Source organism: Plantibacter auratus (genome assembly GCF_050587365.1).
Classification (GTDB): domain Bacteria; phylum Actinomycetota; class Actinomycetes; order Actinomycetales; family Microbacteriaceae; genus Plantibacter; species Plantibacter auratus.
Genome location: NZ_JBOBFV010000002.1, coordinates 859,277 through 872,238, shown reverse-complemented (window position 1 = coordinate 872,238; position 12,962 = coordinate 859,277). Strand labels below are relative to the sequence as shown.

At 68.5% G+C, this 12,962-nt stretch carries 11 protein-coding genes; 7 read left to right on the top strand and 4 right to left on the bottom strand.

From position 1 onward, the window contains the following. The first annotated feature begins 52 nt into the window (after nt 1-52). The 3 genes from ACQ3HE_RS11320 to ACQ3HE_RS11310 are packed head-to-tail and all read left to right on the top strand — an operon-like array spanning nt 53 to nt 3,202. Nucleotides 53-1,018, top strand: coding sequence for a DMT family transporter (locus tag ACQ3HE_RS11320; protein WP_159876659.1), 966 nt, complete (start codon nt 53-55; stop codon nt 1,016-1,018). 58 nt (nt 1,019-1,076) lie between these two features. Continuing rightward, nucleotides 1,077-1,877 (top strand): carbon-nitrogen hydrolase family protein, encoded by an 801-nt coding sequence (locus tag ACQ3HE_RS11315; protein WP_430892832.1) that lies wholly within the window; start codon nt 1,077-1,079, stop codon nt 1,875-1,877. Further along, a complete protein-coding gene (locus tag ACQ3HE_RS11310) occupies nt 1,874-3,202 on the top strand; it encodes a M20/M25/M40 family metallo-hydrolase (RefSeq protein WP_430892831.1) in 1,329 nt (442 codons plus the stop codon). Before ACQ3HE_RS11315 ends, ACQ3HE_RS11310 begins: the two co-directional genes overlap by 4 nt. Nucleotides 3,203-3,310: 108 nt before the next feature. Here ACQ3HE_RS11310 and ACQ3HE_RS11305 read toward each other — a convergent pair whose 3' ends face one another. Further along, nucleotides 3,311-4,027, bottom strand: a complete 717-nt coding sequence (locus ACQ3HE_RS11305) for an NUDIX domain-containing protein (protein WP_124767904.1) — start codon at nt 4,025-4,027, stop codon at nt 3,311-3,313. A 189-nt stretch (nt 4,028-4,216) separates the two neighbouring features. Between ACQ3HE_RS11305 and ACQ3HE_RS11300 the strand changes: the two genes are divergently transcribed. Both ACQ3HE_RS11300 and ACQ3HE_RS11295 read left to right on the top strand, forming a co-directional pair. Then, a complete protein-coding gene (locus ACQ3HE_RS11300) occupies nt 4,217-5,644 on the top strand; it encodes a glycoside hydrolase family 30 protein (protein ID WP_430892830.1) in 1,428 nt (475 codons plus the stop codon). A gap of 83 nt (nt 5,645-5,727) precedes the next feature. Next, nucleotides 5,728-6,297, top strand: a complete 570-nt coding sequence (locus tag ACQ3HE_RS11295; RefSeq protein ID WP_430892829.1) for a dihydrofolate reductase family protein — start codon at nt 5,728-5,730, stop codon at nt 6,295-6,297. Between the two features lie 58 nt (nt 6,298-6,355). On the opposite strand, the gene ACQ3HE_RS11290 is transcribed toward ACQ3HE_RS11295, so the two are convergent. The 3 genes from ACQ3HE_RS11290 to ACQ3HE_RS11280 are packed head-to-tail and all read right to left on the bottom strand — an operon-like array spanning nt 6,356 to nt 8,948. Next, nucleotides 6,356-7,528: an acetyl-CoA C-acyltransferase gene (locus tag ACQ3HE_RS11290; RefSeq protein WP_430892828.1), complete on the bottom strand. Its 1,173-nt coding sequence runs from the start codon at nt 7,526-7,528 to the stop codon at nt 6,356-6,358. Then, nucleotides 7,525-8,217, bottom strand: a complete 693-nt coding sequence (locus ACQ3HE_RS11285) for a 3-oxoacid CoA-transferase subunit B (RefSeq protein WP_430892827.1) — start codon at nt 8,215-8,217, stop codon at nt 7,525-7,527. Before ACQ3HE_RS11285 ends, ACQ3HE_RS11290 begins: the two co-directional genes overlap by 4 nt. A gap of 5 nt (nt 8,218-8,222) precedes the next feature. Beyond that, the gene (locus ACQ3HE_RS11280; RefSeq protein WP_085511404.1) at nt 8,223-8,948 is read right to left on the bottom strand and encodes a CoA transferase subunit A; all 726 of its coding nucleotides are present in this window, start codon (nt 8,946-8,948) and stop codon (nt 8,223-8,225) included. Between the two features lie 196 nt (nt 8,949-9,144). Here ACQ3HE_RS11280 and ACQ3HE_RS11275 point away from each other — a divergent pair, with 196 nt between their 5' ends. Next, on the top strand, nt 9,145-9,894 hold the full coding sequence (locus ACQ3HE_RS11275; protein ID WP_192004738.1) for an IclR family transcriptional regulator: 750 nt from the start codon (nt 9,145-9,147) through the stop codon (nt 9,892-9,894). A gap of 907 nt (nt 9,895-10,801) precedes the next feature. Then, nucleotides 10,802-12,955 (top strand): hypothetical protein, encoded by a 2,154-nt coding sequence (locus tag ACQ3HE_RS11270; protein ID WP_430892826.1) that lies wholly within the window; start codon nt 10,802-10,804, stop codon nt 12,953-12,955. Nucleotides 12,956-12,962: the final 7 nt, after the last annotated feature.

Genomic DNA, 12,962 nt, shown 5'->3' with positions numbered 1-12,962 from the left:
GCGCGCGTCGGTGGGTGATGCCAAGCTGAGTCGTCCGACTCGAGGGAGCACGATGAGCACCGCAGCACCGAACACCCGTGTCACCGCGCTCGTCGCACCAGGGTCCCGCAGGGTGCTGGGCGCCTATCTCGGCGCTGCGCTCATCTGGGGCGCCAGCTTCCTCTTCATGAAGACCGGCCTGACCGGGCTCGCTCCGGCGCAGGTCGCCCTGTCCCGCGTGGTGCTCGGCGCCTTGACGCTCTGCATCATCATGCTCGTCACCCGACGCCGCTGGCCGCGGGAGCGTCGGCTCTGGGCGCACCTCGCCGTCGTCTCCGTCTTCCTCTGCGTCGCCCCGTTCCTCCTGTTCTCCTGGGCGGGACAGTTCCTGCCGTCAGGCCTGTCGAGCATCCTCAACGCGACCACGCCGATCATGACGCTCGCCGTCGGCGCCGTGTTCCTCCCGAAGGAACGGCTGAACGGCCTGCAGGTGTTCGGCATCTTCGTCGGTGCCCTCGGCGTCGCGATCGTCGTCGGCCCCTGGCGCGTCCTGGCCGACCCGGCGATCCTCGAGTCCATCCCGGCTCAGCTCGCCTGCCTCGGAGCGACCCTCTGCTACGGCATCGCCTTCGTCTACCTCCGGAAGTTCGTCCTCGGCACCCACAGCTACGACGCGGTGGTCATCTCGGCCGTGGAGATCTCGCTCGCCGCCGTCATCATGCTCGTGCTCTCGCCGTTCATCGCGATGCAGCCGGTGTCGCTCGACGCCCCGGTCGTCCTCAGCATGCTCGCCCTGGGAGCACTCGGTACCGGCGTCGCCTACATCTGGATGACGACGATCGTCGACTCCTGGGGCCCGACGGCGGCGTCCACCGTCACGTACCTCACGCCCCTCGTCGGTGTCGTCCTCGGCATCCTCGTGCTCGGTGAGATCCTGCACTGGAACGAGCCGGTCGGCGGCGTGATCGTCGTGCTCGGCATCCTCGTGAGCCAGGGCCGGCTCCGGCTCCGGCGGCGTACGCCCCCACTCTCGGCATAGGGTGGCTGGACGGCCGCGCGCTGACGGTCGCGGCCCTCCCCACGGAACGAGGTTTCACATGCGCATCGCATCCGGGCAGTTCTCCGCCGGAACGGACATCGACGAGAACCTCGCCAGCGTGGTCGCCCTGCTCGGTGAGGCCGCGGCGGGTGGCGCCGAACTGCTGCTGCTGCCGGAGATGAGCAGCTACGCCACCTCGGAGCCGCCGAGCGCGCTCGCCGCGATCGCCCAACCACTCGACGGACCCTTCATCACGGGCGTCGCCGCCGCAGCCGCCGCGCGCTCCCTCCCGACGGTCGTCGGCACCATCGAGGAGAACCCCGACGGGTTGCCGTACAACACGCTCGTGGCGATCGACGCCGAGGGGCGCATTACCGCGACGTACCGGAAGGTGCACCTCTACGACGCCTTCGGGTACGCGGAGAGCGACGGCATCTCGGCCGGCGAGCTCACCGAACCGTTCGTCCTCGAGCTCGGCGACCTCCGCATCGGTGCCTTCACCTGCTACGACCTCCGCTTCCCGGAGAGCGCGCGGCGTCTCATCGACGCCGGCGCCAACGTCATCCTGCTGCCCGCGATGTGGATCGTCGGCCCCGGCAAGGAGGACGCCTGGACGACCCTCGTGCGCGCCCGGGCCATCGAGAACACCGCCTACGTCGTGAGCGCCAACCAGACCGGCCCGCTCGCCACCGGGAACTCGATCATCGTCGACCCGGCCGGCGTCGTCATCGCCGCCGCCGGCGAGGCGCCCGGGGTGGTCTTCGCCGAGCTCGATCCGGCGCGACTCGACGCCGTCCGTGCGCGGGTGCCCTCGCTCGCCAACCGCCGGTTCACCGTGGTCCCGCGGACCGCCGAATGAGCGTGGGCGAGCGCGTGAGCGACCCGGTCGGTCTCTCGGAGGTCGTCGCCATCACGCGCGACCTCATCCGGATCGACACCTCGAACTACGGCGGCGGGCGTGCCGTCGGCGAGTCCCGCGCGGCCGACCTCGTCGAACGCCTGCTCGGTGAGGTCGGGATCGTGTGCGAGCGCTTCGAGGCCGAGCCTGGCAGGACGAACCTCGTGGCACGGTGGCCAGGTCGTGACCGCACCCTGCCCGGCCTCCTGCTGCACGGGCACCTCGACGTCGTCCCGGTCGACGCGGCCGCGTGGACGGTCGACCCGTTCGGTGGCGAGATCGCCGACGGCATGCTGTGGGGCCGCGGTGCCGTCGACATGAAGAACATGGTGGCGATGATCGTCGCGTCGGTCCGGCGCATGGTGACGGCGGGGGAGCAGCCCGAGCGAGACGTCGTCCTGGCGTTCTTCGCCGATGAGGAGGCCGGGTGTGTCCTCGGCTCGCAGTGGATGGTGGAGCACCACCCGGAGCAGTTCGCCGGCGTCCGCGACGCGATCAGCGAGGGCGGCGGGTACAGCGTCACCGTCGGCGAACGAGCCGACACCCGCGCCTACCTGCTCAACACCGGCGAGAAGGGCGTGCTCTGGTTGCGCCTGACCGCCCACGGTGCCGCCGGTCACGCCTCGCTCGCGAGTCAGGATTCGGCGATCGTCAAGCTCGCCGCCGCGGTCGGCCGGATCGGCGCGCTCGACTGGCCGGTGTCGTTCACCGAGACCACGACGCACCTGTTCCAGCGGCTGCGTGAACTGACCGGAGCGTCCTCCGAGCTGTCGCCGTTCGAACTCGCCGCGCTCGTCGGCCCGAGTGCGTCGCGGCTGCGCGCCGGCCTGCAGAACGTGGCGAACGTCACCATGATCACCGGCGGGTACAAGGAGAACGTGATCCCCGAGTCCGCGACCGCGACGGTCGACGCCCGGTTCCTGCCCGGCCAACGGGACGAGGTCATCGCGCGCATCCGCGAGGCGGCGGGCGAGGGGGTCGACGTCGAGGTCCAGCTGGAGCTCATCGCGATGGAGTCGCCGAACGACGGTGAGCTCGTCTCGGTGATCGAAGCGGTCATCGAGCGGCACGATCCCGGTGCGACCGTGCTCCCGCACCTCATCCCCGGCGGCACCGACGCGAAGGCGCTCAGCCGACTCGGCATCACGGGGTACGGTTTCATCCCGCTCAGGTTGCCGGCGGACTTCGACTTCCCCGGGATGTTCCACGGTGTCGACGAACGTGTGCCGCTCGACGCGCTCGACTTCGGCTGCGCGGTGCTCACGGACATCATCCGCTCGGTCTGACGGGCAGATGACCGGGGGGCCGACCGGTGTTCGGGTTCGCCGATCGGCCACCCGGAGACGGGTGGCACGGTGTTCTGGCGAGCTCGGGGTCCGGGAGTCTCGGCGGTACTAGCGTGCGGGTGGTGCAGGCGGAACAGGCGTCGGTGCCGTCGCGAACGGGCCGGAGAGCCTCGCCCACTGCAGCAGCATGATGGTCTTCGCGTCGATGATGTCGTCGCCGATGCGCGCGATCGCGTCGTCGATGTCGAGTTCGAGGAGTTCGATCTCCTCGCCCTCCTCGGCGAGCCCGCCCCAGTCGCCGCGACGCGCGGCGGGGTCGTACTCGGCCGCGTAGAAGTGCAGGCGCTCGGTCACGGAGCCGGGGCTCATGAAGGCGTCGAACACATGCTGGACGGCCTCGACCGCGAACCCGGTCTCCTCGCGGGCCTCACGGGCGACCGCCGTCTCAGGATCGTCGTCGTCGAGCAGGCCGGCGGCGGTCTCGATGAGCTCGCCGGTCGGGTGTCCATTGACGTACGCCGGGTAGCGGAACTGCCTGGTGAGCAGGACCTTCCGGGAGTCACCGTGGTAGAGCAGGATGGTCGCGCCGTTGCCGCGGTCGTAGGTCTCGCGCTGCTGCGTCGACCATGCGCCTGAGCGGTCCTGGACCCGCAGGGTCGTCCGGCGGAGGACGTGCCAGGCGGCGGCGACCAGTTCCACGTCGGTCACCTGGACGCGCGGGTTGCCGGTGAGGTCGAGACCGGTCCGGTGCAGGCCGGTGCGCCCGCGGGCGTCGGGGAGGTCTCCTCCGGGTTGCGGCTCCCGGACCGTCGTGGAATCGGCCATCCATCGAGTGTACGACCGCCTGCGAACGGCATACCAGCGGGGTGTCCCGTGTGCGCCGCTCGGGTGAGCCCTGCTGTGCGCCGCGTCCGATGGTGAATGGCGACTGCTCTTCGGTTTTCGCGGGTTCTGCAACATACTGGTGGGAGCACCGGTCGCGGTCCACGGAGGACCCCCGTCGAAAGGCACTCGATGACGAGCAGCAGTCCCGCCAGCAGTCCCGCCGCCAGCGGGGGCACCACGGCATCGGCGCGGTCGGTCACCTGGGTCGTGACCACCCAGGACGCACCCTGGCAGGAGCAGGAGCCGCTCGGGTTCGGACGACTCGCGGGGATGCCGAACGTCATGGTCGACGTGATGAACCCCCGGCAGACCGTCGACGGCATCGGCGGGTGCTTCAACGAACTCGGCTGGACGGCGCTCGGGCTCCTCTCTGAGGAGGACCGCGAGGGCATCCTGTCCGACCTCTTCACGCCGGGCGCGGGACTGAACCTCTCGCTCTGCCGCATGCCCGTCGGCGCCAACGACTTCTCCACCGACTGGTACTCCTACGACGAGGTCGACGGCGACTTCGACCTCGAGCACTTCAGCATCGACCACGACCGTGCGACGCTCGTCCCCTTCATCCAGGCGGCGCAGCGGTACCGGGGCGACCTGCGTCTCTGGGCGTCGCCGTGGAGCCCGCCCACCTGGATGAAGACGAACGGGCACTACGCGGCCGCGCGCCCCTGGCCGGGGTCCGGCGTCGACAACGGCATCCGTGACGACCAGCTGGGCTCCGAGGGGACCGATCTGTTCATCCTCGAAGACCGCTACCTCGAGACCTACGCCCGGTACTTCGCCCGCTTCGTCGAGGCCTACGGCGAGGAGGGCATCCGCGTCGAGATGGTCATGCCGCAGAACGAGTTCAATTCGGCGCAGGTGTTCCCGAGCTGCGTGTGGACGGCCGAGGGGCTCGCGCGGTTCATCGCCGTCCTCGGCCCGGAGATGGACCGTCTCGGAGTGCGGGTCTTCCTCGGCACGCAGGAGCGGCCTCACGACGCGCAGATCGAGACCGTGCTCCGGGATCCGGCGGCCGGCCCGTGGGTCGCCGGAGTCGGATTCCAGTGGGCCGGCAAGGGCGCGATCGCCGCCGTGCATCACGCCCACCCCGACCTCGCGCTCTACCAGACCGAGCAGGAGTGCGGCGACGGACGGAACGACTGGCGCTTCGTGCGACACACCTGGGGACTCATGCGCCACTTCTTCACGAACGGCGCGCAGGCCTACACGTACTGGAACCTCGCGCTCACCGAGGGCGGGGTCAGCCGCTGGGGCTGGGCGCAGAACTCGCTCGTCGTGGTGGATCCCGAGACCCGGACCTTCCGTTACACGCACGAGTACTTCCTCATGCGGCACCTGGGGCACTTCCTGCAGCCGGGGGCACAGCGGCTCGCGACGATGAGCTGGACCGGGCACGAGAACCTGCTCGCCTTCCGCAACCCGGACGGCGGCGTCGTGCTCGTGATGCAGAACGACCTCGGCGAACCGCTCCCCGTGCAGATCGTAGTGGGCGACGACGTCATCACGCCGACCCTGCCGGCAGACTCCTTCGCGACGCTCGTCATCCCACCCGCCTGACCGTCGGTGCCGGAGCCACCCCTTGTGGGCGGTCGCCTCTGCGGCCTAGCCTCTCGCGTACCGGCACTGGCGACGGAGGACACATGGGCAGGCTCATCTACTCGGCGATCAGCTCGCTCGACGGCTACCTCGCCGATGAGGAGGGCCACTTCGACTGGAGCGCACCGGACGCCGAGGTGCACGCCTTCGTGAACGAGCTCTCCCGGCCGATCGGCACCTACCTGTTCGGCCGACGGATGTACGAGATCATGACGTTCTGGGAGACGGCGGACGAGCTGCCGGACGAGCCCCGCGAGATCGCGGACTTCGCGGCTCTGTGGCTCGCTGCCGACAAGGTCGTGTACTCGACGTCGCTCGACGCGGTCTCGACGGCCCGGACGACGCTCGAGCGATCGTTCGATCCGGAGGCCGTGCGCCGGTGGAAAGCGGAATCGGACCGCGACCTCAGCGTCGGCGGCCCACACCTCGCAGCCGAGGCGATCGCCGCGGGGCTCGTCGACGAGGTGCAGTTGTTCCTCTCGCCGGTGATCGTCGGCGGCGGCTTGCGTGTACTGCCGGCCAACCTCCGGCGGCGTCTGGAACTCGTCGACGAGCGTCGCTTCGAGGCCGGCGTCGTCCACCTCCGCTACACCGTCACCGGCGAGCCCGTCTGAGGTGAGGCAGTCTGTCGCGGGGATGCCCCGGGAGCGACCAGATGCCTCACCTCACGGATCAGACGGCCTCGAGGATGATCGCGGAGCCCTGGCCGCCGCCACCGCAGATGCCGGCGGCACCGATCGAACCCGAGCCGGCGGCGGCGAGGCGCCGGGCGAGGTGCCCGACGATCCGGGTGCCGGAGGCGCCGATCGGGTGACCGAGGGCGATCGCGCCGCCGTTCGCGTTGACGATCGCAGGATCGACCCCCAGTTCGTCGGTCGAGTGGACCGACACGGCGGCGAACGCCTCGTTGATCTCGACCGCTGCGAGGTCACCGATCGTGTGGGAGGTCTTTGCGAGTGCGGCGACGATCGCGTTCGACGGCTGGGCGTGCAGGCTCACATCGGGTCCGGCGACGAGCGCGTGCGCGACGACCCGGGCGATCGGGGTGAGTCCCCGGGCTGCAGCCGCCTCCTCGCTCATGAGCACGACCGCGGCCGCTCCGTCGGTGATCTGGGAGGAGTTGCCCGCGGTGATCGTGCCCTCGCCGCCGAACGCGGGACGCAGCCCGGCCAGCGACTCGGCGGTGGTGTCGGCGCGGAGTCCGTCATCGGCGCTCACGACCGTCGGACCCTTGCGCCCCGGCACGGAGAAGGGTTCGATCTCCTCGGCCTGGACGTCCGCCGCTGCCGCGAGCCGCTGGTGCGACCCGGCCGCCCAGGCGTCCTGCTCCGGGCGTGCGATGCCGAGTGAGCCGTTGCGCTCCTCGGTGGACGACCCCATCGACCGGTGCTCGAACGCATCGGTCAGGCCGTCGTGATCGAGGGTGTCGACCAGCTCGATGGCGCCATAGCGCTTGCCCGCGCGCGAGCCCGACCAGGCGTGCGGGGCGAGGCTCATCGACTCCTGGCCGAGCGCGACGACGACGTCGACCTCGCCGGCGTCGATGAGACGCGTGCCGGTGACGATCGCCTCCATGCCGGACAGGCACACGGCGTTGACGGTGATGGCGGGGACGGTGAAGGGGATGTCGGCCCCGACGGCGGACTGCCGGGCGGGGTTCTGGCCGGCTGCGCCCTGCAGCACCTGGCCGGCGATGACCTGCTGCACGTCGGCGGCGTCGACTCCTGCCCGGGACAGGGCCGCGCGGATGGCGTGGGCGCCGAGCTCGGTGGCCGGCACGGACGCGAACGCCCCGTTGAACTTCACGAACGGGGTGCGGGCGTACCCGACGATGACGGTGCTCATGCGTGTGCCTCCTGAGGCGTGGCGGGTGCGGTCGGCACCTCGCCGGTGGTGGTGGGGTCGAGTTCGACGGAGAACTCCGCGCCTGTCAGGGTGCGCAGCTCGGCGACGCTCGTGTCGGGCGCGAAGGCCCGCAGGACGAGCGCCCCCTCGACGATATCGAAGACGGCGCGGTCGCTGATGATCCGGTCGACGACACCGACACCGGTGAGTGGGAGATCGCACCGCTCGACGATCTTCGGGCTGCCGTCCTTCGCGACGTGCTCGGTGACGACCACCACCCGCGGGGTCCCGGCGACGAGGTCCATCGCACCGCCCATCCCCTTGACGAGCTTGCCCGGGATCGTCCAGTTCGCGAGGTCGCCCGCACCCGAGACCTGGAGTGCGCCGAGGATGGCCAGCTGCACGTGGCCGCCGCGGATCATGCCGAACGACATCGCCGAGTCGAAGTAGCTCCCGCCCTCGAGGAGCGTGACCGTCTGCTTCCCGGCGTTGATGAGGTCGGCGTCCTCCTCGCCCTCGATCGGGAACGGACCCATGCCGAGGAGGCCGTTCTCGCTCTGGAGGGTCACGTGCACCCCGGGTGGGACGTGGTTCGCGACGAGCGTGGGGATGCCGATGCCGAGGTTCACGTACTCGCCGTCGCGGAGTTCGGTCGCCGCGATCGCGGCCATGTCGTCTCTCGTCCACATGATGATCAGGCTCCTGCCGGTGTCGTGGTGGCGGCCGCCGGACGGACGGTGCGCTGTTCGATGTCCTTCACCCGCGGCGTCGCCGTGACGAGGCGCTGGACGAAGATGCCGGGGGTGACGACGGTGTTCGGATCGAGGTAGCCGTCCTCGACGACCTCTTCGGCCTCGGCGATCGTCAGCCGGCCGGCGGTCGCGACGATCGGGTTGAAGTTCCGTGCCGTGTGGCGGAAGACGAGGTTGCCCTCGCGGTCCGCGCGGAACGCGTGCACGAGGGCCACGTCGGCGACGATGCCGCGCTCGAGGACGTAGGTCTCCCCGTCGAAGACCTCCGTCGGCTTGCCCTCGGCGACCGGGGTGCCGACGCCGGTCTTCGTGTAGAACCCGGCGATACCGGCGCCGCCCGCGCGCAGCCGCTCGGCGAGCGTGCCCTGCGGGGTGAACTCGACCTCGAGCTCACCGTCGAGGAACTGCTTGGCGAAGAGCTTGTTCTCGCCCACGTACGACGCGACGACCTTCCGCACCTGTCGGTTCTCGAGGAGGATGCCGAGGCCTTTGCCGTCGACGCCCATGTTATTGGAGACGATCGTGAGGTCGGTGGCACCGGTGTCCCGGAGGGCCTCGATGAGGTCGGTCGGGTTGCCGCTCAGGCCGAACCCGCCGACCGCGATGGTCGCTCCGTCCCGGACGACCTCGTGCAACGCTTCGGCGGCGCTCGACCAGTGTTTCGTCATATCACTCCCTTGTGGATGGCGGGCCGACCTGACCACATGGTGGCACTGGCCGCTCGTCTCTCCTGTAGTCAGTCACAGCCGTCCTGCGGTGTCAAAGGTGGCATGGGGCCCGATCCCGGATTCACTCATGACGTGGTCCCGGCTGCGGTGTATGCTCACCATGTGGACAACCTGACGGTGCGACGTGGCTGAGGGGATGCGTGGCGCCCAGGTCGTCTCACGCGTGAGCCGGATCCTCAAGATCGTGTCGGAGCACCCCGGTGGTGCGTCGTCTTCGGCGGTGGCTGCGGCCGCCGGGCTCACCCGGCCGACGGCGCACCGCCTGCTCGCCTCGCTCGCCGCCGAAGGCTTCCTCGACCACGACGTCCGCGCCGCCCGGTGGCACCTCGGCCCGGAGCTGTTCCTCCTCGGATCGCTCGCGGCGGAGCGGTACGACGTCGCCGAGCTCGCCCGGGAGAGCGTGCGGATCCTCGCGCACGAGAGCGGCGAGAGTGCCTTCCTCTCGGTGCGTCGCGGCTTCGAGACTGTGTGTCTGCTGCGTGAGGAGGGGAGTTTTCCGGTGCGGTCGTTCGTCCTGACCGAGGGTGTCCGCTTCCCGCTGGGGGTCGCGTCGGCGGGACTGGCGATCCTCGCGTTCTCGAGCGACGAGGAGATCGACGACTACCTGGGCCGCGCCGACCTCACCGAGCGATGGGGCGAGGCCCACACCGCCGACCGCGTGCGCGAGCGGATCCGCGAGACGCGCGAGCGCGGGTACGCGGTGAACCCGGCGCTCATCCTCGAGGGCAGCTGGGGCATGGGCGCGGCGGTCTTCGATGCGGCGGGGAAGCCCGCCTGGGCGCTCAGTCTCACCGGGATCGAGTCCCGGTTCCGGCCTGAGCGCCAGGCGTTCCTCGGTGGCCTGCTGCTGGAGCAGGCGCACGAGCTGTCGAAGCGGCTCCGCTGAGCCGGGTGGTCGGACCCTGAGCTGCGCGGCACTTCGACAAGCTCAGTGACCGGCGGTGCGGTTCCTGAGCCTTTCGAAGGGCAGTGACCGACGGTCCGGTCCCTGAGCCTGTCGAAGGGCGGCGCTACGACGCAGGCCATGTTCGAACCGTAACCCGACGCTGCTCCAGAGGTATCGCTGACCTCCCAAGGTGGCGCGATGAGGCGTGGACGGACCCTCGACCATCTTTCGACCCACGCGCTGGGTCTCGCGCTATGGCGGTGAGTCAGTCATATCAGCGAACCAGGAAAGCCTGAAATATTAACTGGACATGCAAAATATCTGTTCGCTAGGGTCGACCTGCGCTCAACTCCTCAAGCCGAACCGACCAAAAGGAGCCATTCAGGTGTCGATAGTCGGATCGGCTGCGGACAAGATCGCGGGGCGTTAGCGTCGGTGGCGCTCGACTCAAAGGGTTAGAGGGGAAACACACAATGAGGATCAAAAAGGCACTCACAGTCACGCTACTGTCTGCGGGACTGTTGGCTGGAGGAGCAGGTGTCGCGCACGCGGAAACCGTTTACTACAAAGGGTCTGCGATCAGCTGGGATCACGGTCGCTCTTGGGGGGTAACGAGTTACTCGAGTGTGCAGTCGGGCGCCTACGAGCACAGCGCCACCGCAAATACGACCTTCTCAGGTTGGAAAGCCCCGGGAGTGCTTGCGAGCGCTGAACAGTGGGTCGGGACGGGCTCGGCGACGGCCTACTGGAACGCCCGAGGATAGGTTCTTCGTTCACATATTCGGCCTCTCGTGAGGTCTCCGTCGTCTGGGGCGTCCTCACGAGAGTGTCCGGAGAACCGGCGGTCGGCGAAAGAGAGACGGCAACACACATGGCCCTTTGGTCGAAAGTGACGAGCGTCGTGCTCGTGATCGTCATCGGAGCAATGATGAGTGTGCTCTACGTGATCGGTCAAGGGAGCCTGCTTCGTCGAGAGATCGATGAGTATCCTCGCGGTTCCACAGAGATCTCCCTCTATGACGTTTCCGAGTCGCAAACGACTCGCGTACTGGACATTCTCGGTGAGTTCGCTACCGCCGACGAGGTAGCCATCGTGAGAGTGGATCAAGAGTTGTCCGATGCTGACGGCTCATTGACCGGGATGCGCGTCGGGGTCATGACCGGAGACAATGCTCCGGCACCGCTCACGTTAGATTTCCTCGGGACGACGCTGGTCGACATCGATCAGATCGCCGATCTCGCCAGGGCCGATCCCGCTGCATCGATCGGCCTCGACGCCAACACGGCAGATGTCATCCACCCTGTTCCGGAGTTGTTGTTCGCGCCGCGGTTCTCCGTGGTGCAACTCGCGCGGCTCGTGGAAACGTCGGGTACGGTCAACGGTGCTTACCGGGTTTCGGGAGCCGACGAGGAGCAGTTGACGGAGTTGCTCAGTTCGCTCGAATCGGCGACGGGGCTCTCGTCGGACCGCATGCTCGCACCGCTCCGCGGTCATGTGACGGACAGCGGGATGAGCGCCCGCCTGCTTCACGGATTCGTGATAGCCACGGCTCTCCTGCTGTTGCTCGTTCTCCTCTTCGAGGCAGTGCGTGCGTTCCGCGTGCTCGGCGTGCATCTCCTCCTGGGGAGATCGCGCTTGGGTTTCGCCGTCGTGCTGTTGAGGCCCGTCGTCGTCGCGATCGTTGCGACCATTGCGCTGTCGATGATCGCCGTACCACTGATGGCGCCGGGATACAGCCTGAACCCGACGATGCTCGCCGCTGCATGGAGTGCCGCAGTGGCCGGAGTGCTCCTACCAGTCGGGTGCGTGGCGATCGCGGCCCTCGCGCTCGTCGCGGTCAAACCGGTCGACGCGATCGCCGGACGCTTCTCGCGGCGAATTCTGCTCGGCGTGCTCGCCGGTATTCACGCGATGGCGATGGCCGGATTCACCACGACGTTCATCTTTCTCGACGGTCCGATGAAGGAAGCCGGAACGCTCGCAGGGGTCAGCGAATCATGGGCGGCGGTGGCCGATCAGGAGATCCTGTACCAGACGAAGGCGGGTGAGGATGAGGCGAGTTTCGCCGGACAGTCAGGCCAGTATCAGCGCGACTTCTACGACTGGTACACCTCGATCGCCGACGCGCGCGGCGTCGGCCTCGTCAACAGCCAGTATGTCGACCGGAGTGTGCTGGCCGTGTGGTCGGGAGTGTACCAATCCGTTCCGGAGCGGCCGTTCTGGTATGTGGTGGCCTCGCCGAACGCCCTCGCGTCACAGGGCTTCGAGGTGGACGCCAGCCTCGTCGAGCGTGCCGAGGCCGGCGAACGTGTCTTCCTGATTCCGGATTCCTGGACGGGATCGGCGCAAGCCGCAGTCCGCGGGTGGCTCGGTGAGCACAGTGACGTCGCCTACGAACCGGCGATCCGCACGGCCTTCTTCGACGACCGGATCGTCACCTTCCAGAACTACCACCCCGCCGAAGCGCTGTTCCCGTGGAGCACGAACCCGGCTGGGTGGAATGGGGTCACCGACGCGGTCATCCTCGTGACGACCCCGGAGAACATGATCCCGTTCGAAAGCGAAAGCCTCGCCGCGGTCGGGTTGGACAACAGTTACGTCAAGCTCAGCCGGGGCGCATCGAAGAGCTATGCGAATCAGTCATACCTCTCGAGATTCGACCTGGACGACAACCGGGTCGAATTCCTCCCGGTCGGCGATTTCGTCGCGGGCCTCACGAAGTCCATCCAGTCGGTGGTGCAACTCTTCGGCGTGATGATTCTCTTCCTTGGTCTGTTCTGCTTGTTGCTGCTCACTGCGCTGATGAGGCTGTATTCGACCACGTATCGGGAATCGATGGCCGTCAAGAGGATGCTCGGGTATTCATCCAGCAGCATCTTCGCGCCCGCCTTCGTCCTCGTCGGCGTGGTCTGTGCCTCGGCAGTGACAGCCGCGGCGCTGTCCTCTTCGCGGAGCGCGATCTTGGGGATCGCCGTCATGTCCGCGGCACAACTCATCCTGTTCGTGTTCCTTGCGCGAACCCTTTCGCGGCTGCAACTGACCATCATGCTCAAGGACTAGGACGGAC